Below are 21,998 nucleotides of genomic sequence, written 5' to 3'. Positions count from 1 at the left end.
GGCGCTGCTCGACCTGCCGGTGCGCACCAGCTGGCCGCGCGATTTCGCCCTCGGGGTGCGGCTGGCGGTCGGCGGTGGCCGGACGTAGTGGATCCGCGTGACGCTCGGGACGATCGGGATCGGGCTCGCCGTCGCGGTGCTGCTGCTGTTCGCGTCGGTCGGGCACGTGCTGGGCAACCAGGACACGCGGGTGAGCGCGGGGCTGCCCGACATTTCGGTGATCGCCGGCGTGAGCCCGACCGTGGTGGTCCACGACGACAGCGAGTACCGCGGCCGCGTCATCGGCGGCGCGTACCTGCACGGGACCGGGGCGAACTCGCCCGTGCCGCCGGGGATCGCGCGGCTGCCCGAGGAGGGCGAGATCGTGGTCTCCCCCGCGTTGGCCGGGCTGATGGCGTCGGATCCGGGGCTGCGGTCGCGGTTTCCGCAGCAGGTTGCCGGCACGATCAGTGACGCGGGGTTGCGGGGGCCGGCCGATCTGGCGTTCTACGGCGGTACCGGGCCGTTGCCGCCGGTTTCCTCGATCGGGCCGCGCGCGATGGACGTGTATGCGTTCGGCAGCGGCACCCCGCAGGTCTCGACGGATCCGACGCTGGTGATCGTGGCGATCGTCGGCGGGGTGGCGTTGCTCGTGCCGATGCTGATCTTCGTGTCGGTGAGCAGCCGCATCGCCGGCGCGCAACGCGATCGCCGGCTGGCGGCGCTGCGGCTGGCCGGCGTGGGCGGCTGGCAGGTCCGGCGGGTCGCGGCGGCCGAGACGCTGGTCAGCGTCGCCGGCGGGCTCGCGCTGGGGACGCTCGCGTTCCTCGGCCTGCGGCAGCTGGCGCCGCGCGTCGACCTGTTGGGGTGGAGCGTGTTCACCCGTGACGTCGTGCCGTCGTTTTGGCTGACGGTGCTGATCGTGGTGCTGATGCCGGCGCTGGCCGTCGGGACGGTGCTGTTTTCGATGCGCCGCACGATCATCGAGCCGCTGGGCGTGGTCCGCGACAGCAAGCCCGTGCGGCGGCGGGTGTGGTGGCGGGTCGTGCCGATCGTGGTGGGGGTCGGGGTGCTGTTCGCTGTTCCGCCGGGCGGTGAGCCGAGCACGGCGTCGTGGATCGCGCTCGTCGCTTCCGGTTCGGCGGCGTTGCTGGCCGGGGTGCCCGCGATCCTGCCGTGGCTGCTGGAGCGCGCGGTCAGGCGGCTGCGCGGAGGCACGCCGTCGTGGCAGCTGGCGGTCCGTCGGCTGCAGCTCGACAGCGGCACCCCGGCTCGGGTGGTGAGCGGGGTCGCCGTGGTGCTGGCCGGGTCGATCACGCTGCAGCTGGTGCTGCTGTCGACGGCGGGGCCGTACACCACTCCGGCGGCCGACGACTGGGTCACCGTCGACACCACGGTCGCGGGCGCCGACCGGGTCGCGGCCGATCTGGCCGGGGTGCCGGCGGCCGCGCAGGTGGGCCTGACGAAACAGGTGAGCACGATCGGCGCGGACCCGACGCGTCCGCTGGACCGCGCCACGATCACCGTCGCGTCGTGCGCGACGATCCAGCGGGTCCTCGAAGTGCCCCGGTGCGCGGACGGCGACGGCTTCCTGGCGGGTCGAATCCAGCCCGGCACGGTGCTGACGCTGGTCGGCGCCCACGACTACGGCGCGCACCCGCGTTCACAGGGCACCTACACCGTTCCGGCCGGTCTTTTGCCTGCGACACCACGGGTTCCGCTCAGCGCGGGCGACGTCGTGCTCACGCCGGCCGCCGGCCTGAGGGCGCCCGCGGACGTCCGCGCCGCAGCCTGGGTGCGGCTCGCCCCCGGCCATCCCGAGGCGACCGAGCAGATCGCCGACGCCGTCGGCAACCTGACCTGGCAGGCCTTCGTGTCCGACAGCACCGGCGACCTGCTCACGGCCGGCCAGGAGTCGTTCGCGACCGTCCACGGAGGACTCGACGCGGCCTCGCTCTTCACGCTGCTGCCGGCGGGGGTGAGCATGCTGGTGCTCGCGCTGGAACAGGTCCGCGAACGCCGCCGCCCACTGGCCCTGCTCGCCGCGGCGGGCGTGCCGACGTCCGTGCTGGCCAAGTCGTTGCTGTGGCAGACGGCCGTCCCGCTCGTCCTGGCCGTCCTCGCCGCGACCGGCACGGGCATCGGCCTCGCCGCCCTGGTGACCCGCCTGCTGGGCACACCGGTCACCGTCGACTGGACCACCCTCGCCACGCTCGCCGGCACCTGCGTCGCCCTGGTCTTCCTCGTAACCGCTCTCGCACTGCCCGCCCTGCGCACCGCCATGCGTCCCGACTCCATCCGGACGGAGTGAGGGCTACTGCTCCTGCTACTGCCGCTCGTCGCGGATGGTGCGGCGTACGCGTTCGACGAGCGGGCGCTCACCGCCCTGGCGACCCGACGGCTCGACACACCGACAGCACTCGGCCCAACCACCGCGGCTTCGCTCGCCGGAGCCGGCGCGGCCCGTCCTGACCGCACCCGCGCTCACCGTCACCCGGACGGAGTGACCGCTACTGCTACTGCCGCTCGTCGCGGATGGTGCGGCGGAGGCGGGGCACGCGTTCGGCGAGGGGGCGTTCGCCGCCGCGTTGGGTGGGTTCGTAGTAGTCGCGGCCGATGAGTTCGTCGGGTGGGTACTGCTGGGCCAGGACGCCTTCCGGGACGTTGTGGGGGTAGCGGTAGCCCTGGGCGTTGCCGAGTTTCTTGGCGCCCGCGTAGTGGCCGTCGCGCAGGTGTGGGGGGACGGTGCCGGCCAGGCCGGCGCGGACGTCGGCCAGGGCGGCGTCGATGGCGGTGACCACGGCGTTGGACTTGGGCGCCGTGGCGAGGTGGATGGTGGCCTGGGCGAGGGCGAGGCGGCCTTCGGGCATGCCGATGAACTGCACGGCGTGCGCGGCCGCCACCGCCGCCTGCAGTGCGGTCGGGTCGGCCAGGCCGACGTCCTCGCTCGCGTGGACCACGAGCCGGCGCGCGAGAAAGCGCGGGTCCTCCCCCGCCTCGATCATGCGGGCCAGGTAGTGCAGCGCCGCGTCGACGTCGGAGCCGCGGATGGACTTGATGAACGCGCTGATCACGTCGTAGTGCTGGTCGCCGTCGCGGTCGTAGCGGACCGCGGCCTTGTCCACAGTGGACTCGACGGTGGCGAGGTCGATCGTCTTGGCCTCGGTGGCCGACGCGGCGTCGGCGGCCGCTTCCAACGCCGTCAGAGCACGGCGCGCGTCGCCGCCGGCCAGGCGCACGAGGTGGTCGCGCGCTTCGTCGGTCAGCGACAGCTCGCCGCCCAGGCCGCGTTCGTCGGCGAGCGCGCGGTCGAGCAGCTTCACGATGTCCTCGTCGGTCAGCGGCCGCAGCTGCAGCACCAGCGACCGCGACAGCAGCGGGGACACGACGGAGAACGACGGGTTCTCGGTCGTCGCCGCCACCAGCAGCACCGTGCGGTCCTCGACCGCGCCCAGCAACGCGTCCTGCTGCGTTTTGGAGAAGCGGTGCACCTCGTCGATGAACAGCACGGTGTTCTCGGCGTTGTACTGGCGGCGCCGCCGCGCCTCCTCGATGACGCCGCGCACCTCCTTCACGCCCGCTGACAGCGCGGACATCGCGACGAACCGGCGGCCGGTCGCGATCGAGACGAGGTTCGCCAGCGTGGTCTTGCCCGTGCCCGGCGGGCCGTAGAGCAGCACGGACGCCGGCGCGGCCCCCTCCACGAGACGCCGCAGGGGCGCGCCCTCGCGCAGCAGGTGCTGCTGCCCGACCACCTCGTCGAGCGTGCGCGGCCGCATCCGCACGGCCAGCGGCGAGCTCGCCGGGTCGGCCTGCGGTTCGGCCGGCGACGACGAGCCGGCCCGCGTCGGTTCCGGCGGCGGCCCCAGGTCGGGGTTCACCGTGAAGAGTTCGTCCTGTGCCACACCGTTGACGTTAACCGACCACCCCGACAACTCCGCTTGCCCGGCCCGGGTACCCGCGCTACCGTGGATTTGACCAGATGAGCAAATCTGGTCAGGAGGTCAAAACCGAGGAGGCCGGGTGCCCGACGACCCGAACCGCGAACGCGCCGACCGGATCCTCGACGCGGCGTCCGAGCTGCTCGTGCGCTGGGGCTCGCGCAAGGTCACGATCGAGGACATCGCGCGCCGCGCCGGCATTGGCAAAGGCACCGTCTACCTGCACTGGCGCACGAAGGACTCGCTGTTCGAGGCCCTGCTGATGCGAGCGTCGATCACGCTGCTCGAGAGCTCCGCGGCCCAGCTGCGCGACGACCCGCGCACGGTCGTGCCGCACCGCTACTTCCGCTCCACGTTCCTGCTGACCGTCCGCGACCCGCTGCTGTCGGCCATGCTCACGAACGACACCGAGCTGCTCGGCCACTACGCGCTCACCGCGAACCAGACCCGGCAGGCCGCCGCGGAGACCACCGAACGCACCTGGGACCTCTGGACCGGCAACGGCTTCCTGCGCGACGACGTCGAGAACCTGCGCTTCTCCCTCGCCGCCGCGGCCAGCGGCTTCTACCTCTACAGCAACGTCAACCCGGAATACGCGGACGTGGCCCTCGAAGCCAAGGCCGACTCGCTCGCCCACGTGATCCGCGCCGGCTTCGAACCTCCGCACGGCCCCGACGAGGCCGTGGTCGAGCAGACGGCCACCGAACTCCGGGTGGTGCTCGAGACCTACGTCTCGGCGTGCCACGCGGCGATCTACCCAGGGAAATCCACCGCTGAGGCCGGCTGATCCCGGCCCGTCCGTGAAGACAGATTGGGGCTGTCACACCATGAGCACCGCACTTCCCGAAGCCTGGACCATCCACGAAGGACAGTTCTGGCTGCGGGGCGAACGACCCGAGAACCCCGTGGAGTTCAAGCCCGAGCTGGGCACGTGGAACGTCTACGGCCACCCGGAGGCCCACGAGATCCTGTCCGACCCGGCCACGTTCTCCTCCGACACCGCGCGGCTGCTGCCCGAGAAGACCCTCGGCGACACCAAGGAGCTCTCGGCCGGCAACCTGCTGCAGCTCGATCCCCCGCTGCACAACAAGATGCGCAAGCTCGTGAGCCGCGCTTTCACGCCGAAGGTGGTGGCCGACCTCGAGCCGCGCATCGCCGAGCTGACCCACGAGCTGCTCGACGAGGCCGCCGGCCGCGACCACCTGGAGCTGGTCGCCGACCTCGCCTACCCGCTGCCAGTGATCGTGATCGCCGAGCTGCTCGGCGTGCCGGCGAGCGACCGCCACCTGTTCCGCGAGTGGGTGGACCGGCTGTTCGAGAGCCCGGAACAGTTCTCGCTCACCGACGACTCCGAGGAACAGCAGAAGCGGCTGAAGGACCAGCTGGCCGTGAGCCGCAAGTTCACCGACTACCTCGGCGAGCACGCCGACGAGCGCCGGCGCAATCCGCGCGAAGACCTGCTCACGAAACTCGTCGAGGCGGAGGTCGACGGGGAGCGGCTCACCCGCTCGGAGATCGTGAACTTCGCGCAGGTGCTGCTGCTGGCCGGGCACATCACGACCACGATGCTGCTCGGCAACACCGTGCTGTGCCTCGACGCGTTCCCCGAGTGGGACGCGCGCGTGCGGGCCGACCGCTCGCTGCTGGCCCCGGTGATCGAGGAGTCGCTGCGCTACCTGTCGCCGTTCGGGGCCGTGGCGCGCGTGACCAACCGCGAGGTGGCGGTCGGCGGCACCACGATCCCGGCCGACCAGATGCTCATGGTCTGGGTCGCCGCGGCCAACCGCGACCCGCGCGTGTTCGCCGAACCCGACTCGTTCGACCCGACGCGCGAGGACATCGCCCACGCGCACCTGGCGTTCGGGCGCGGCATCCACTTCTGCATCGGCGCGCCGCTCGCGCGGCTCGAAGGCCGCACGGCGCTGAACATCCTGCTCGACCGCTACCCGTCGCTGCGCACGATTCCCGGTGAGCCGCCGGCGTTCCAGCCCAACCCGGCGATGACGGGCGTGACGAAGCTGCCCCTGAACGTCTGAACCGCGTGTGACCCGTATTGCGCCGCCGGCGAACACCGCTCGCCGGCGGCGTCGCGGCGGGCAGAATCGCGGGATGGTGTCCTCCGTCGCGGTCCTGTCCGACATCCACGGGGTGCTGCCCGCGCTCGACGCCGTGCTCGCGGAGCCGGACGTCGCGGCGGCCGACGTGGTCGTGCTGTGCGGCGACCACGCCGCCGGTCCCCTGCCGCGGCAGACGCTCGACCGGCTCGGGGCGCTCGGCGAACGCGCGGTGTGGGTGCGCGGCAACGCCGACCGCGAACTCGTGACGCTCGCCGGCGGCGGCACCACGCAGATCCCCGACCCGATCGCGCCGTGGGCCGCCGCTCAGCTGCGCCCGGACCAGGTCGAGCTGCTCGCCGCGCTGCCGCTGACCGTCACGCTCGACGTCGACGGGCTCGGCGAGGTGCTGTTCTGCCACGCGACCCCGCGCGACGACGAGGAAGTCGCCCTCGTCGACAGCCCGCTGTCGCGCTGGGCGGAGGTGCTCGACGGCGTCACGGCGGAAACCGTGGTGTGCGGGCACACCCACATGCCGTTCGTGCGGCTGGCGGACCGCACCCGGATCGTCAACCCCGGCAGCGTCGGAATGCCTTACGGCACAACGGGTGCGCACTGGGCCCTGCTCGGCCCCGGCGTGCAGCTGCGCCGAACCCCTTACGACACCGAGAAAGCGTGCGAAGTGCTGGCCCGGTCCGAGTACGCCGGCATCGAAGAATGGGCCGAGTACTTCGTGCGCAACCCGGCGTCCGACGCGGAAGCGTTGCGCGTGTTCAGTCCACGCGCTCGCGGAACGAGCGCCACATGATCGCCACCGCGTAGGGCAGGAACTCGCGCCCGCGGCGCCACAGCCACGGCAGGCCGCGCGCAACCAGCCACACGACGTGGCTCGCGGTGCTCGGCTGGACGCCGCCGGAGCAGGTCAGGCTCACCGGTTCCGGCACGGCGAACCCGGCTTCGGCCAGCAGCGCGGTGAAGCCGAGCGCCAGCATCCGGTGCCCCAGCTCCGACGGGTGCAGCCGGTCGACGCTCCACGACGGCAGGTCGTAGGCACCGGGCATCGCGTCGAGGTCCAGGCACGGCACGCCTTCGGCGGCCACGACCGCGTCGATTACCTCGTTCAGCTCCGCGACACGGGCGCCCAGCGCGCGCTTGATCGACGGGGGGAGGCGGAACACCTTGCCGTGGTCGTGGAACCGCACCGGCACCAGCAGCGTGCCGTGGGCGGCGAGCGTGCGGATGAGCTCGGTGAGGTCGGCGGCGATCTGCTCCGCGTTGAAATCGGGCCGCAGCGTGTCGTTCATGCCGACCACGAGCAGCGCGATCTCGGGCCGGAACTCCAGCACCGCCGGCATCTGGCGGGTCAGCACGTCCTTCATCCGCGCGCCTTCGAACGACGGGTTGAGGTATCCGTCCTCGGCCACGCCGAGCGCGGCGGCGACGAGCGGCCCCACTCCGCGCCAGCCACCTCGGTTCGGCAGCGGGTCGCCCAGGCCCACGGCGGTGGAGTCCCCCAGCATGGCCAGCCGGCGCGCACGGCGCGGCTCGTCGGCCGGCGCGGCGTCGGTGGTCTGCCGCTGCGGCGCGGGATCGGCGGGTTCGGGGAAGCGGGTGACTTCGACGCTGATCACGGTCACGCAGAAGACCATCCGGCACCGAAACTCACCTGCGGTGATGACCAGGTAACGCGGCATGGACGGGGGCTGAAACTCTTGGCATGTCCTGTCCGCCCGGCGGGGTCGGGATTGCCGGTTTCCCTCGTTCACCCGCGCGAAACGGGATCTTCCCGACGAATCGGGCTAGCGGAAAGCGGGGTAGAACGCCAGATCCGCGTGCGGTCCGAGCCGCGCGCCGAGCGCCGCGGCCACGCGCTGTGCGTGCTCGGCGATGTCCGTGAGCCGCGCGTAACCCGCGTGCTTGGCCAGCTCGCGCCACCACGTGACGAGCGCCGCCTCCCGGCTCACGGGCGTGGCGTGGCGGCTGAGGTCCAGTTTCGGGAGCGTTTCGCGGGTGATGAGCCAGACCATGAGCAGCTCGCTGATCGTGAGCTGCGCGGCGAGCTCCTCGTCGTCGGCGAACGACGGCCACACGGACACGACCTCGGCGCGCCAGGCGGCGATCATCGCTTCGCTCATGCCCGCGGGCAGGGCCAGCGCGTCTTCGCAGGAAGCGAAGGGCAGGCGCAGGTACGCGGCGTCGACCAGGGCCGTGCGCACGCGGCCTCGTTCGAAGTCGAGGAACCGCACGCCGGAACCGGTCACGAGGTTGTTGTCGGGGCTCAGATCCACCGGGCTGAACGCCCGGAACGACGCCGAGCGCGCCTGCGCCACCGCCTGGGCGACGCGGTCGTGGACCGGTTCGGCGACCACCACGTCGAGCAGGTCCGCCAGCATCGGCGGCACCTCGGCGGTGAGGTCGGCCAGGCCCGCGTCCTGGTTGCGCACCGGGCCGCCGAGGCGGCGCAGCAGCGCGTTGAAGTCGGCTTCGCGGCTGGCGGTGCTCGCGTGCAGGCGCCCGAGCGAACGGGCCCACGACAGCAGCGCGCGCTCGGCTGCGCGGGAGTCGCGCGAGGCGAGCTTGTCCTGCAACGTCGGCGCGCGGCCGAGGTCCTCGATCACGAGCACGCGGTGGCGCCCGTCGTGGGCGAGCAGCTCGGGGCACATGCGCTCGTCGGGCGACAACGCCGTGAAGAGCTGGTAGCTCACGGCCTCCTGCGCGAACGGGTCGGCCTCGCCGGGCTCGGGCGGGTCGGGGTAGTGCTTGATGACCAGCGTGCGCGGCAGCGCGAACGACGACGACACGACCCGGGCCCGCACGACCGTGGCCGGTCCGCTGCCGTCGAGTCCTTCCGGTGACACCAGGGTGATCGCGCTGCCGAAGCGGCGCGAGAGCACCGCCTCGCCCGCCGCGACCGCCGCGGCGACAGCGAGCTGCCCGGCTCCTGCTCCGACGCCCGCGTCGCCGGCGGAGGAGGTGTCGACTGTCATTGGCACCGACCCTACTCGTGACTGAGCAACCATGACCACAGTGATCCGGGCAAGAACACGCGAACCGACGCGTAGTTCATCACCCGCGTGAAAGCGGACGTAACAGGTCCCCGGAACGTTGCTTGCGCCGTCGAAGTATCAGCACAATGGCCGCAGCGAGGACGATCCCGATCAGGTTCACGAACAACTGCAGCACCGAAAACCCCGCGCGGTCCCAGCGCCCGGCAACGGCGGCGACCATCGTGTAACCGGCGGCCGGCACCGTGGTCACGGAGATGAACACTCCGACCAGCACGGCGGACTTCGCCGACGTCATCGCGAGCATCCCGGCGGCGCCGGCGAGCAGCGCGACCACGAACGAGGCCGCGCCGACTTGGTAGACGAAGTCGACGTTGTAGTTGTCGAGGATGCTCTTCGGGTCGAAGAAGCCGAACACGCTCCCCAGCAGCACCGCCACGCCCGTGACCAGCATGGCCACCGGGAACCCCACGGCCAGCGCGATCCCCGCCCGGCGAACGAGGTCCCAGCGCCGCAGGACCAGGCCCACGGCGACGGCGGCCAGCGGGCCGAACTCGGGACCGACGACCATGGCGCCGACGACCGTGATCGGCGAGTCGGTGATCACGCCCGTGGCCGCGAGCAGGCACGCGATCGTGAGGAACGCCTGGAACGTGAGGGTCCAGCGCGACTCCTCGCCCGTGCGGCCGAGCAGCTCCTGCCAGACCATCGCGTTGGCGCCCTCGCCGGGGGTGGCCTCCTCGGCGGCGTCGGCCGCGTCGGACACCGCGGTGTCGAGGTTTTCGAGCGTGATGCCGCCGGTGCGGTCGAGGTGCAGCGCGCACAGCGCGTCGACGATCTCACCCGCGGCTTCGCGGGCCACGTCGGCCTCCACGAGGTCGCCCGCGGGCACGAGGGCGACCCCGTGGTGCACCACGAGGTGCGCGGTCCCGGAGTGTGCTCGCAGGTACGCGAGCACCTCGGGGGTCCGCTCCGGCGGGCACAGGGCCCTGAGGTGGAGCATCAGCCCTGGGGCTGGGCTGGTTTCGCGCTCGGGGCCTCGGGGTTCTTGGCCTCGGGGGTCTTCGGGGCCTGGGGCTTGGCGTCGATGCCGGCTTCCTTGCGCTGCTGCGCCGTGATGGGCGCGGGCGCGGCCGTGAGCGGGTCGTAGCCGCCGCCGGTCTTGGGGAAGGCGATGACGTCGCGCAGCGAGTCGGCCTTGGCCAGCAGCATCACGATGCGGTCCCAGCCGAACGCGATGCCGCCGTGGGGCGGCGGGCCGAAGGCGAACGCGTCGAGCAGGAAGCCGAACTTCTCCTGCGCTTCCTCCTCGCCGAGGCCCATCAGCGCGAACACGCGCTTCTGCACGTCGCCGCGGTGGATACGGATGGAGCCGCCGCCGATCTCGTTGCCGTTGCAGACGATGTCGTAGGCGTAGGCCAGTGCGGCGCCCGGGTCCTGCTCGAACTTGTCGACCCACTCCGGCGTGGGCGAGGTGAACGCGTGGTGCACGGCGGTCCACTTGCCCGAGCCGACGGCCACGTCGTCGCCGATGTCCTCGACCGGCGCGAACAGCGGCGCGTCGACGACCCACACGAACGACCAGGCGTCCTCGTCGATGAGGCCGAGGCGCTTGCCGATCTCGTCGCGCGCGGCGCCGAGCAGGCCCTGGGTCGTGGCGGTCTTGCCGGCGGCGAAGAAGATGCAGTCGCCGGGCTTCGCACCGGCGGCCTTGGCCACGTTCTCGCGCTCGGTCTCCGACAGGTTCTTGGCGACCGGGCCGCCGAGGGTGCCGTCCTCGTTCACGAGGATGTACGCGAGGCCGCGGGCGCCGCGCTGCTTGGCCCACTCCTGCCACGCGTCGAGCTGGCGGCGCGGCTGGTCGGCACCGCCGGCCATCACGACCGCGCCGACGTAGGGCGCCTGGAACACGCGGAACGGAGTGTCGGCGAAGAACTCCGTCATGTCGGTGATCTCGAGGTCGAAGCGCAGGTCCGGCTTGTCGGAGCCGTACTTGGCCATGGCCTCGTGGTAGGTGATGCGCGGGATCGGGCGCGGGATCTCGTGGCCGATCAGCTTCCACAGCGCGGACACGATGTCCTCGCCGAGCTTGATCACGTCGTCCTGGTCGACGAAGCTCATCTCGATGTCGAGCTGCGTGAACTCGGGCTGGCGGTCGGCGCGGAAGTCTTCGTCGCGGTAGCAGCGCGCGATCTGGTAGTAGCGCTCGAGGCCACCGACCATCAGCAGCTGCTTGAACAGCTGCGGCGACTGCGGCAGCGCGTACCAGGACCCGGGCTTGAGGCGCGCGGGCACGAGGAAGTCGCGGGCGCCCTCGGGGGTGGAGCGGGTCATCGTCGGCGTCTCGACCTCGACGAAGTCCTGCGCGTCGAGCACCTCGCGCGCCGCCCGGCTCACCTTGCTGCGCAGCCGCATCGCGGCCGCCGGCCCGCTGCGCCGCAGGTCCAGGTAGCGGTACTTCAGGCGCACCTCTTCGCCGACGTCCACCCGGTCGTCGATCGGGAACGGCAGCGGCGCGGCCTCGGACAGGACTTCGAGCTCGGTCGCGAGGACCTCGATCTCGCCCGTGGGGATCTCGGCGTTCGCGTTGCCCTCGGGCCGCTTCGACACCTCGCCGACGATCTTCACGCAGAACTCCGACCGCAGCGCGTGCGCGCGCTCGGCCATCTCGCCCTCGCGGAACACCACCTGGGCGACCCCGCTGGCATCGCGGAGGTCGATGAAGATGACTCCGCCGTGATCGCGCCGCCGCGCCACCCAGCCGGTGAGGGTGACGGTCTGGCCGGCCTGCCCGGCACGCAGGGTGCCGGCTTGATGAGTGCGGAGCACTGCGACTGCTCTCCTTAGCCCACGGGTTCACGGGTTCGTCGGCGGGTTTTCGCCGAACACAGAGGCTAACGAATGGCAGGGAAGAGGCGGCGACCAGGCTTGAGTCGGTGTTGTCCCTACCGCGTGAGGCACGCGGAGGTGTCGGTCCTCGGCGTCGGCGCGATCAGGGCCGGCCTTTGCTGCCGGAGACGTCTTGCTGCCCCCAAGGGTTCAGAGCGCTCCACGTGCCACCGGCCACTTCGAAGACCAAGCTCGAGCCTTCGAAGACCTCCTCGGCGTTCTCCGGGTGCAGGTTTCCGAAGCGTTCGGCGCACAAGTCGACCTGCAACAGCCCATCGAAGCGGGTGAACTGCGGGGGATCGTAGAGGACCCACGTGGTGGTGACGCTCTCGTCGATGCGGAACCGTCGCACGCCGAGCAGGTCCAGGGATACGGGTTCCCAGCGGAGATCTTCGCTCATCACCATGGCGTCGATCACGAGCCTCGCGGCGCGTGGAGGTGTCGCATACCGCCCGAATTCCTGATCAAGGACCACACGGCGGAGGACGGAGTCGTGAAACGCGTAACGGTCCAGCAACGCCGCGACCCCATCCTCGGTCAACGGGCGCGGTCCAAGCCTTCGCCCCGGCACCGACGCCGGCGGTGTGTAGTCCACTGTGCTCCTTCGTCACCCGACGAACCGCCGTGCCGAGGGCATACGCCGGTATTGCGGCATCGACGGCGCAACCGCTGTGTGCCGTCACGACGAAACCCGACGCAATCACACCATTCGACGGGCAGCGGCGACCGCGCAGGGACACTGTCTCGCCGAGGAGGGGTAGCCCGGCCGTTCGGGGCGTGCCGGCCGGGCCGCCGTTTCGGCCACACCTGGTCGGGGCAGGCCGGCTGGTGAGCCGGACGAGGTGTGTCAGAGCAGGCGGAGCTGTTCGGCGGGTGGTGGGTTTCCACAACTCGGGGCAGGTGTGGACAACTCGGCTGAAGTCGGTCATACGCGGAGCGTTGACGAGGCTGCACGGCGCAGCCACGGGAGCGGGTGCAAGTCCGAACGCGGGCGAGAACGGCGCACGAGGGCGGCGGGCCTGGGCGCGAGGGTGAGTGCGGAGAGCGGGCGCGGAGTTCAAGAGCGTGCCCGACCGCCGGAAGAGAAGGGCCTTACCCCGGCCGCTCCGGGGGGCGTGCCGGCCTGGCCACCGTTTCGGCCGCACCGGGCCGGGGAAGGCCGGCCGGTGAATCGGGCCAGCCAGGTGGGTCAGAGCAGGCGGAGCTGTTCGGCGGGTGGTGGGTTTCCACAACTCGCGGCGGGTGCGGGCACCTCGGCTCGAGTCGGTCGTACGCGGAGCGTTGACGAGGCCGCAGGAGCAGCGACGGGTGCGGGCGCGAGTGAGGGCGGCGGGCAGGAGTTCGACCGCAGGCACGAGTGCGGGTCCGAGCGCAGGCACGAGTGGGGCAGCGAGCCTCGGCACGAGCGCGAGCACTGGGCGGGCACAAGCGCGAGGAGGCGGGCACAAGCGCGAGCCTGGGCACGAACGCGAGCACGGGAGCGGGCACAAGCGCGAGGGGGCGGCCACGAGTTCGACGCGGCGGGCACGAGTGCGGGTGCAGGCCTGGGCTCGGGCGCGATGACGGGACAAGACTGCGAGCGCGAGGGCCGAGGCGCGACTTCAACCGCAAGCCCCACCACCGAACGGAAGGGACGGTGACCCGGCCGTTCGGGGGCCTGGCGGCCGGGTCACCGCTGCTGAGCGCGCCGGTCGGGGAAGGCCGGGTGGCGCGGTCAGAGCAGGCGGAGCTGTTCGGCGGGTGGTGGGGTTTCCGCGCGGGGCTCCGGGACTTCGGGTTCGGCGGCGGTGCGGGGGTTGTAGCCCGTTTTGGGGGCCAGGCCGTGGCGGCGGAGCAGGGGGCCGACGCGTTCGCCGAGTTGTTGGCGGTAGGCGCGGTCGACGTAGCTGCCGCGGGAGTAGAGGCGTTTGTAGCGCGGCACCAGCGTGGGGTGGTGGCGGCCGAGCCACGAGGCGAACCACTCGCGGGCGCCGGGGCGGAGGTGGAGGGGGATGACGGTGACGCTGTCGGCGCCGGCGTCGGCGAGTTCGGTGAAGAGGGCGTCGAGGGCTTCGACGGAGTCCGTGAGGTAGGGCAGCACCGGGGCGACGAGCACGGAACACGGCAGGCCGGCCGTGCGGGCCTTGCGGACGAGGTCGAGGCGGGCCTGCGGGCTGGGGGTGCCGGGTTCGAGGCGGCGTTGCAGCTCGCGGTCGAGCAGGGCGATCGAGACGGCGAGGCTCACCGGCACGTCTTTGGCGACCGATTCCAGCAGCGGGAGGTCGCGGGTGAGGACCGTGCCCTTCGACAGGATCGACAGTGGCGTGCCCGAGTCGGCCAGGGCGCGGATGATGCCGGGCATCAGGCGATAGCGGCCCTCGGCGCGTTGGTACGGGTCGGTGTTGGTGCCCATGGCCACGTGCTCGCGCTGCCAGCTGGGCCGTTTCAGTTGCGCGGCAAGGACTTCCGGGGCGTTGACCTTCACCACGACCTGGGTGTCGAAGTCGTGGCCCGCGTCGAAGTCGAGGTAGGTGTGGGTGTTGCGGGCGAAACAGTTGTGGGACACCATGCCGTCGGCCACGAAGTCGCCGGTGCCGGTGGTGATGTCGAACAGCGGCAGCTCCAGGCCGAGCGACTCGACGGACGTGACGACCCGCCGCACGGACCCGATCGTCGTGCCGTCGAGAGAGCGCTTCCACGCGACCGCCGGATCGGTCACGTGCAGGAACCGCAACACCTCCCCGGCGCCGCCGGTCAGCCGCGCCTGGCGCCGGCCGGCGTACTCGCGGTGGCCGACGGTCTCGTACTCGAACGAAAACCGGTCCAGCGCCGCGAACATCGCCTCGACCACATCGGTCTCGTCGTGCGCGATCGACAGCACCCCGCGCCGATACGCGCCCGCCAGGTCGAACAGTCCGGCGAGGAACCCGCGCGCCCAGTGCGCGTCGGGCTTCGGTGGCAGGCTCATGAACCCCACGGACGCACCGAAATCGGGCAGGTACCGCAACGCCCGCGCCGCCGCGTCCTTCTCCGCCGCGAAGCCGCCGGAACGCAACATGCCGCACAGGTAGCCCGCGCGGTAGCCGAGCGTGTCGTCGGGCGTGCGCACGAACTTGCCGCCGCCGACGAGTTCCGTGCCCTCGACCAGGTGCGGCCGCTGTGCCGCGCCGAGCTTGCTGCCGGTGACGTACTTCCAGCCACGCGCGCTGAGGAACCGGTGGTCGGGCCCGGTGACGAGGGCGGTGCCGTCGTCGAGTGTCACGCGGTACGCCTCGCGCACCGTCGTCCAGTGCGCCAGCACCTCCGTGGGCACCAGCCGCCGCGCGACGCCGTGGCCGCGGGTGCCGAGGATCCGCTCCCCCACCTGCAGGTCGGCGATCGGCTTCACGCGCCCGTCGGCCATCAGCACGGGTGTGCCGCCTTCGAGGCAATACGTGCACGCGTGGGAACACCCGCGGTACGGGTTCACGGTCCACCGGAACGGCACCTGCGACCCGTCGGGCACCCGGTTCAGCACCGACTTGGCGTGCACCTCGTGAAAGGTGACGCCGTCGAACTCCGGTGACCGCACGGACCGCAGCAACCCGTCCAGACCAGGCAGGATCGGCTCGCCCTCCCCCGCTCGTTGTCGTTCCCATCGCACCCGCCCAGTCGAACACATGTTCTATCGAGTGTCAAACAGGTGTTCGAACGGTCACTCCGATGACGCGGCCGACCGATGTGGCCAGGCGAATCGGCCCCGGCAGCACAGCGCCGCCGGAGTGAGCCCCGGCGGCGCGTGTCCAGCGAAGAGCCTCAGATCGGGAACCGGTCCAGAGCCCGGATCTTGTTCGTCGCGTCCAGGGCCGCGACCTTGTACGCCTCCGAGAGGGTCGGGTAGTTGAACACCGCGTCCACCAGGTAGTCGACGGTGCCGCCGCAGCCCATGACGGCCTGGCCGATGTGGACGAGGTCCGTGGCGCCCGTGCCGAAGACGTGGACGCCCAGCAGTTTGCGGTCCACTGCGGACACCAAGAGCTTCAGCATGCCGTAGCTGTCGCCCGTGATCTGGCCGCGCGCGAGCTCGCGGTAGCGGGAGATGCCGACTTCGTACGGCACCGAGGAGGACGTCAGCTGGGCCTCGGTGGCGCCGACGTAGGAGATCTCCGGGATCGTGTAGATGCCGATGGGCTGCAGGGCGCCGAGGCCGTTCGCGGGTTCGCCGAACGCGTGGTACGCGGCGAGCCGGCCCTGGTCCATCGAGGTGGCGGCGAGCGCGGGGAAGCCGATGACGTCGCCGACGGCGTAGATGTGCTCCACCTCGGTGCGGTAGTGCTCGTCGACCGCCAGGCGGCCACGTTCGTCGGCCAGGAGGCCGGCGTTCTCCAGGGCGAGCTCGTGGGTCATGCCCTGGCGGCCGGCGGAGTACATGACGCCGTCGGCCGGGATGCGCTTGCCGCTGACGAGCGTGGTCACGGTGGTCTCGTCGGAGACCGCGACGTTCGCCACCTTCTCCCCGAACCGGAACGTGACCCCGAGGTCGCGCAGCTGGAACTTCAGCGACTCCACGATCTCCGGGTCGCAGAAGTCGAGCATCTGGTCGCGCTGCTCCACCACCGTCACGCGCGAGCCGAGCGCGGCGAACATCGACGCGTACTCGATCCCGATCACCCCGGCCCCCACCACGACGAGCGACGACGGGATCGCCTCCAGCCGCAGGATCTCGTCCGAGTCGAGCACCCGCGCGGCGTCGAAGTCCACGTGCGCCGGGCGCGCCGGCCGCGTGCCGGTGGCGATCACGATGTGGTCGCCCGACACCGTGCGCCGGTCACCGACGTGCCGCCCCTCGACCAGCACCGTGTGCGGATCGGCGAACGACCCCGTGCCCGGCACGAGGTCGATGTGGTTGCGCAGCAACTGGGCCCGGACCACTTGGACCTCGCGCCCCACCACGTGCTGGGTGCGCGCCATGAGGTCGGCGATGGTGATGTCCTGCTTCACGCGGTAGCTGGCGCCGTAGAGCTCGCGCTGGTTCATCCCCGTCAGGTAGAGGACCGCCTCGCGCAGCGTCTTGGACGGGATCGTGCCCGTGTTGACGCACACGCCGCCCACCATGTCGTGGCGATCGACGACCGCCACCTTCTTCCCCAGCTTCGCGGCCGCGATGGCGGCCTTCTGCCCACCCGGGCCCGAGCCGATGACGATCAGGTCGTAGTCACGTTCGCTCACGGTGTGAGCCTGCGCACTCACCCCCCGCGCCGCAAGCCCTGGCCCGCCCCCGCCACGCCACCTTAACGCCGTGTTCGCCTGCGGCGCCGGAGCCGAGCGCCGGAAACAGCGGTGCCCCAGCATCGTCGGGAAGCTGGGGCACCACTGCCGGTGACATCTAGCGGACGGACTTCAGGAACCCGCGCCAACCGGCGGGCGAGAGCGCGAAGTGGCCCCCTTCGGGATCCTTGGAGTCCCGGACAGCCACCTCATCCAGCGGACCCGCCGCAGGGAACCCGACCTCCACGCATTCCTGCTGCGCGTTCCCTGAGAACGACGACTTCCGCCAGTGGAAGTCACTTGTCATCTCTTTTCTCCACCTCCTCGATCAACTCACCGATCAGCCTGACTGAATCGTCAGGGCTCATCGCATCGCGGCGGAGCTGTTCCGCCGCTTCCTTGTACCCGCGGATGTACTGCTTCGCAGTCAATGTGGAACTACTCGCGTACTGCTCCAGGTAAACCACATCGGCGCCCGGTTCGGCACCCTCGATCAACACGAACCCGCCGTCGCGAAGCGGCGTGTACAGCGCCGCCATGGGAACGATCTGGATCGTGATCTGGGGCAGTTGCGCGACTTCGATCAGAAACCGCAGCTGCTCGGTCCACGCCGTGTCGTCGCACTCGGGGTAGCGCAGCGCATACTCGCCGATGACGAAGGTGGCTTCGACCTTCGACGCGAGCACCTTCTCCCGCCGGCCCACTCGAAAGTCAGCGCCGGCCTTGATCTCATCCTCAGTGTCACCCGTTGCGCGCATCAAGGTCTCAGCGTACGTCCGGGCTTGAAGCAACCCGGGAATCCGCTGCGCCTGGGCGGTGAAGATCTGAGATGCCGCCGCTTCGTACTCGCTCAGGACGGCGAGCTGCCGGTTGACCCCGGTGACCCAGTTGGGGTCGGCGGCTTCCAGCCGAATCTGCAGCAGCGCCTCGAGAGCCTCGCCTTCGATGCCGAGGTGCACGCAGATCGCGCCGGTCTCGGCTTCCGACGGGATGAGCAAACCCTGGAAGTACCGCGACACGTGAGAGCCGTTGCGCCGGATCAGAGTTCCGAGCTGCCGGGTTGAATACCCCTTCGCCTGGGCGGCATTGCGCAGGATCGAACCGAACTCCCGCGATCGCGGCGTGGGCATGTTGCTGGCCATGCAGCAGATCTTAGCGGCTGAGAGTAGTCGGTTATTCACCCGATTGCGGCCCGCGCGGGGGTTGCGCAACCGCTGCATGCATCGCATCCTAGCTTTGCTGCATGCAGCGGGTGCGGGCAGCTGATCAGCCGGGGAGGGCTTCATGTACGTGTGGCAACAAGCATCGGGACGGCGGCACGCCAGGCAGGCCGTGCATCGCGGGGTACTGGATCTCGGCGCGACGTTCACGACGCTGTGCGGCTACCGGCTGGAGGTCGGCGAGGCGGACGTGCACACGCCGGACAAGCCGTGGCTCGATCCGACGTGCGGCGGGTGCGACTACAAGATCCGCAAGGCGCTCGGCATCCCGCCGGCCCCGCGCGGCGACGCGGACCCGCTGGTGCTGGAGGACTACGAGGACCGTCAGCGGCCGAAGGTGAAGTGCTGAGCCATGACCGTTCGCGCCCAGACCCCTGCCGCCACGTCGGGTGGCGGCAGGGCCTCCACGTCCCGGGACACTGGCACGCGTCCGGGGCTGCCGGCCGGTGACCGTCGCGCGCTGCAGGAGCTGGTCGACGCGGCCGACGCGGTGACGTGGGGGCTGTCGCTGAAGATGTCCGGGATCGTGTGGCGGCTCAGGGAAACCACGGTGCCGACGGTCCTGGAGCTCGAACTCGTGCTGGAGCGAGCGGCGCGGCTGCACGACGCGCTCGAGAGGTGCCGGGCGTTCGTCGTCGAGCGGGCCGGCGAACGCCCCTGAACGCTGCGGCTCAATACCGGTCGAGGTCGCGTTCGCAGCGCAGCCGCAGCGTCGTACTCCCCTGCGCGGCCGCCAGCTCCACCGCCGACTTCAGGCGGATCCGGCCTTGTTCGCGCCCGTCGTAGGCGGAGCGCAGGCGCAACACCTCGGGGAGCCACCAGAGGTCGTCGCGGGCCTGGCCGACGACGAGGGCGGCGTCGAGGGCGGCCCGGGCCGGGCCGGGGCGGTCGTGGCGGGCCAGCAGGTCGGCCTGCAGCGCGAGCCAGTAGGGCATGCGGGCGAGCGAGCCCTCGGCCTTGAGGTTGGCGACGCCGCGGCGGATGTCGGCGAGGCCGTCGGCGTCGCCGCGGACCCAGCCGCCCAGGACGAGGCCCCACTCGCGGTAGTAGGCGAAGCCGTAACGGCCGCAGAGCTCGCGCAGCTCGGCCGAGACCTGCTTCACGTCGCCGAGGTCGCCGCGCATCTGGTGGGTGATGCCGGCGTAGGCGAGGGCCACTGCGAGGCTGTACGGGTGCGTCTTCGTGCGCGCCAGGCTGACGGCTTCACGGCAGCTGCGGAGCGCTTCGTCCTCGTGCCCCAGCAGCCAGTGCGCGTGCGCGGCCCAGGCCGGGCTGTGCACCTCGGGGCGCGTGCCGATGGGCAGCGACGGCGCGCCGCGCGTGAGGCGGGCGGCGAGGTCGAAGTGGCGCAGCGCCTCCCCGGGCCGGCCGAGGCTCACCGACGAGCCGGCGAACGCGAAGTGCGCGGAGCCGTTGAGCTCGTCTTTGGTGCGGTCGTCGTCGACGAGTTCGAGGGCGCGTTTCGCCGCTTCGTGCGCGCGGGCGGTGCGGCCTTGCACGAACCTCGACGTCCACAGCCCCACCAAGGCGACGAGCGTGGAATCCTGCTGCCCCAGGCGTTCCGCGAGCACGATCGAGCGTTCGAGGGCGCGTTGGAGATCGGGGGACGCGTAGCCGAGCCGGGCGTTGAGGGGTCCGGAAAGGGCTTCGAGCACCTCCAGCTCACGGCGGTCGGTCTCCGGCCCGGCGGGGGCGCCGGCGAGCAACGACAGGGCTTCGCGCAGTAGCCGGATCGCCTCGCCGTGGGCGAAGGTGCCGGACGCGAGCTCGGCGGCCCGGCGGTAGAACTCCACGGCCCGGTCCGGCCGGCCGCCGCGGGCGTACTGCTCGGCCAGCTGCGCGGAGACGGAACCGGTGTCGCCGGGGTGCAGCAGTTCGAGGCTCTGGGCCAGCCGGCGGTGCAGCAGCCACCGCCGCGCGCGGGTCACCTGGCGGTAGGCGGCGTCGCGGAGCAGGTCGTGGGAGAAGTCGTAGCCGTCGCGGAACTCGCGCAGGATCCGCAGCCGCCACAGCTCGTCGACGGCGCGCACCACGGCTTCGGCGTCGAGGTCGCTGGCCTCGGTGAGCAGGTCGAGCGAGAAATCCCGGCCGACGGCGGCCGCCAGGCCCGCGATCTCGCGGGCGTCGGGAGTCGGTTGCCGCAGGCGTTCGGTGAGCACGGCGTCGAGATCTCCGGGCGGGCCGCCGGAGCGCAGCGCCTCCACCACCGACAGCGGGAAGCCGCCGGTCGCGGCGTGCAGGAGGGTGAGCTCGTCGCCCGAAGGCAGGAGACCGGAGACGGACTCGGCCAGCCGCGCGGTGTCGTCGAGGTCCAGTGGGCTGAGATCCACTTCGGACAGCCGACCGGTGGCGCGCAGGCGTTCCGTCCAGCCGGCGAGGGTGCCGTCGCCGGGATCCGACCGCTGAGTGGCGGCGAGCAGCAGCGGTGCGCGGGGTTCGAGGCCGAGGCAGAAGAGCAGGAACGCCAGGGTTTCCTGATCGCACCACTGCGCGTTGTCGAGCACGAGCAACGTCGGCCGGCCGGCGCCGGTGAGGGCGCGGGCGAGCCCTTCGAAGAAGCGGTGCCGCTGCCACGCGTCGGCCACCGCGCGCACCACGGGCGCCGGTCCGCCTTCCTTGCCGCTGTCCTTGCCGGCCGGCACGAGCCGGTCCACTTCGGCGCGCCAGACGGGCGCGAGTGTCGCCAACGACGGCTGGAGCACGGGGTTGCGCAGCCAGTCCGCCACCGGCGCCAGCGCGAGCCTTCCCGACGTCCCGAAGCACTGCGTCCCCGCCACCACCGCACCCTGGCTGCGCGCGAGCCGGGCCAGCTCGACCACCAGCCGGGTCTTTCCGACGCCGGCGTCGCCCCGCACGAGCGCCACCGACGGCTGGCCGCGCGCGGCTTGCTGCCACCGTTCCCGCAGCCGCGTGAACTCGCGGGTGCGGCCGACGAGCCGGGATTCGCGGCTGGGCACGGCATCGGCCAGCAGCCGCCGCAACGCCGCTTGCGTGGCGCGGTCGGGCGCCACGCCCAGCTCGCGTTCGAGCACCGCCGCGCACTGGTGGTAGGTGCTCACGGCCCCGGCGCGGTCGCCGAGGTCGGCCTGCAGCTCCATGAGCGTGCGGTAGCCCAGCTCTTCCAGCGGCCGCAGGCGGATCCGGCGGCGGGCGGTTTCCGCGGCGCCCGCGAGGTCGCCCAGGCGGCACTGGGCGTCGCCGAGCAGGTCGCACAGGGCCACACATTGCTGTTCGAGCTCGTTGCGGGGTTCGAAGAGCCATTCGTCGGCCAGGCCGGGCATCAGCTCGCCGCGGTACTCGGCCAGCGCGGCGCCGGCGTGGGCGCGGACTTCCTCGTCTTCGCCGGCGGCCAGGGCGGCGCGGCGTTCGGCGTCGAACACGCGCACGTCGACGCGGCAACGGGGAGTGTCCTGCCAGGACAGATCGGTCGCGGTCGCGAGCAGCGCCGAGTCCTCGCCCAGGACCTGGCGCAGGTGGTGCAGCTCGCGGCGCAGGTTCGTGCGGGCCTGCGCGTCGGAGGAATCGGGCCAGAACAGCGACGCGATCCGCTGCCTCGGCTGCGGCAGCCCCGCATGCGTCACGAGGTAGCCGACGAGCGCGATCGCCCGCGGCGACCGGGTCACCGCCGGCCCGGTCGCACCGTGGGTGACCGACTGCTCGCCCAGCAGCGACACGTAGAGCATC

17 protein-coding genes are annotated in these 21,998 nt (G+C 71.7%); 6 read left to right on the top strand and 11 right to left on the bottom strand.

The features are described 5' to 3' along the window. Window positions 1-97 precede the first annotated feature (97 nt). On the top strand, window positions 98-2,290 hold the full coding sequence (locus AB0878_RS27990) for an FtsX-like permease family protein (RefSeq protein ID WP_366583218.1): 2,193 nt from the start codon (window positions 98-100) through the stop codon (window positions 2,288-2,290). Window positions 2,291-2,495: 205 nt separating this feature from the next. On the opposite strand, the gene AB0878_RS27985 is transcribed toward AB0878_RS27990, so the two are convergent. Continuing rightward, window positions 2,496-3,884 (bottom strand): replication-associated recombination protein A, encoded by a 1,389-nt coding sequence (locus AB0878_RS27985; protein ID WP_366583217.1) that lies wholly within the window; start codon window positions 3,882-3,884, stop codon window positions 2,496-2,498. A 118-nt stretch (window positions 3,885-4,002) separates the two neighbouring features. Here AB0878_RS27985 and AB0878_RS27980 point away from each other — a divergent pair, with 118 nt between their 5' ends. The 3 genes from AB0878_RS27980 to AB0878_RS27970 all read left to right on the top strand — a co-directional run bounded on the left by AB0878_RS27980 (window position 4,003) and on the right by AB0878_RS27970 (window position 6,782). Continuing rightward, entirely contained in the window at window positions 4,003-4,707 is a 705-nt protein-coding gene (locus AB0878_RS27980; RefSeq protein WP_366583216.1) for a TetR/AcrR family transcriptional regulator, read from the top strand. A gap of 40 nt (window positions 4,708-4,747) precedes the next feature. Continuing rightward, complete coding sequence (locus tag AB0878_RS27975) at window positions 4,748-5,956, top strand: cytochrome P450 (RefSeq protein WP_366583215.1); 1,209 nt, start codon at window positions 4,748-4,750, stop codon at window positions 5,954-5,956. A 73-nt stretch (window positions 5,957-6,029) separates the two neighbouring features. Then, window positions 6,030-6,782, top strand: a complete 753-nt coding sequence (locus AB0878_RS27970) for a metallophosphoesterase family protein (RefSeq protein ID WP_366583214.1) — start codon at window positions 6,030-6,032, stop codon at window positions 6,780-6,782. Here AB0878_RS27970 and AB0878_RS27965 read toward each other — a convergent pair. From AB0878_RS27965 to AB0878_RS27925, 9 genes are all read right to left on the bottom strand, one after another. Beyond that, window positions 6,748-7,623 carry an SGNH/GDSL hydrolase family protein gene (locus AB0878_RS27965; RefSeq protein ID WP_366583336.1) on the bottom strand — a complete coding sequence of 292 codons (876 nt, stop codon included), beginning with the start codon at window positions 7,621-7,623 and terminating at the stop codon, window positions 6,748-6,750. The two genes, AB0878_RS27970 and AB0878_RS27965, sit on opposite strands and share 35 nt — an antisense overlap. Window positions 7,624-7,773: 150 nt before the next feature. Further along, window positions 7,774-8,961, bottom strand: coding sequence for a phosphotransferase (locus tag AB0878_RS27960; RefSeq protein ID WP_366583213.1), 1,188 nt, complete (start codon window positions 8,959-8,961; stop codon window positions 7,774-7,776). Between the two features lie 79 nt (window positions 8,962-9,040). Next, window positions 9,041-9,982: a DUF389 domain-containing protein gene (locus AB0878_RS27955; RefSeq protein ID WP_366583212.1), complete on the bottom strand. Its 942-nt coding sequence runs from the start codon at window positions 9,980-9,982 to the stop codon at window positions 9,041-9,043. Beyond that, on the bottom strand, window positions 9,982-11,808 hold the full coding sequence (gene aspS / locus AB0878_RS27950) for an aspartate--tRNA ligase (RefSeq protein ID WP_366583211.1): 1,827 nt from the start codon (window positions 11,806-11,808) through the stop codon (window positions 9,982-9,984). Before aspS ends, AB0878_RS27955 begins: the two co-directional genes overlap by 1 nt. Before the next feature lie 163 nt (window positions 11,809-11,971). Next, window positions 11,972-12,463: a hypothetical protein gene (locus AB0878_RS27945; RefSeq protein ID WP_366583210.1), complete on the bottom strand. Its 492-nt coding sequence runs from the start codon at window positions 12,461-12,463 to the stop codon at window positions 11,972-11,974. Between the two features lie 1,119 nt (window positions 12,464-13,582). Beyond that, window positions 13,583-15,490 carry an intein-containing Rv2578c family radical SAM protein gene (locus AB0878_RS27940; RefSeq protein ID WP_366583209.1) on the bottom strand — a complete coding sequence of 636 codons (1,908 nt, stop codon included), beginning with the start codon at window positions 15,488-15,490 and terminating at the stop codon, window positions 13,583-13,585. Between the two features lie 152 nt (window positions 15,491-15,642). Next, window positions 15,643-17,055 carry a Si-specific NAD(P)(+) transhydrogenase gene (gene sthA, locus AB0878_RS27935; RefSeq protein ID WP_366583208.1) on the bottom strand — a complete coding sequence of 471 codons (1,413 nt, stop codon included), beginning with the start codon at window positions 17,053-17,055 and terminating at the stop codon, window positions 15,643-15,645. A 157-nt stretch (window positions 17,056-17,212) separates the two neighbouring features. Then, window positions 17,213-17,401, bottom strand: a complete 189-nt coding sequence (locus tag AB0878_RS27930) for a DUF397 domain-containing protein (RefSeq protein ID WP_366583207.1) — start codon at window positions 17,399-17,401, stop codon at window positions 17,213-17,215. Further along, window positions 17,391-18,236, bottom strand: coding sequence for a helix-turn-helix transcriptional regulator (locus tag AB0878_RS27925; protein ID WP_366583206.1), 846 nt, complete (start codon window positions 18,234-18,236; stop codon window positions 17,391-17,393). The genes AB0878_RS27930 and AB0878_RS27925 overlap by 11 nt, the downstream gene beginning before the upstream one ends. Window positions 18,237-18,378: 142 nt before the next feature. On the opposite strand from AB0878_RS27925, the gene AB0878_RS27920 reads away from it, so the two are divergent. Together AB0878_RS27920 and AB0878_RS27915 are read left to right on the top strand one after the other, a co-directional pair. Then, the gene (locus tag AB0878_RS27920; protein ID WP_366583205.1) at window positions 18,379-18,663 is read left to right on the top strand and encodes a zinc finger protein; all 285 of its coding nucleotides are present in this window, start codon (window positions 18,379-18,381) and stop codon (window positions 18,661-18,663) included. Window positions 18,664-18,666: 3 nt separating this feature from the next. After that, window positions 18,667-18,975: a hypothetical protein gene (locus tag AB0878_RS27915; RefSeq protein ID WP_366583204.1), complete on the top strand. Its 309-nt coding sequence runs from the start codon at window positions 18,667-18,669 to the stop codon at window positions 18,973-18,975. 10 nt (window positions 18,976-18,985) lie between these two features. Here AB0878_RS27915 and AB0878_RS27910 read toward each other — a convergent pair whose 3' ends face one another. Further along, complete coding sequence (locus AB0878_RS27910; RefSeq protein WP_366583203.1) at window positions 18,986-21,997, bottom strand: AAA family ATPase; 3,012 nt, start codon at window positions 21,995-21,997, stop codon at window positions 18,986-18,988. Window position 21,998: the final 1 nt, after the last annotated feature.

Source organism: Amycolatopsis sp. NPDC047767 (assembly GCF_040704195.1).
Lineage (GTDB): Bacteria > Actinomycetota > Actinomycetes > Mycobacteriales > Pseudonocardiaceae > Amycolatopsis.
Note: the sequence above shows the minus strand (reverse complement) of the source record. Positions and strands in the feature narration are given on the sequence as shown.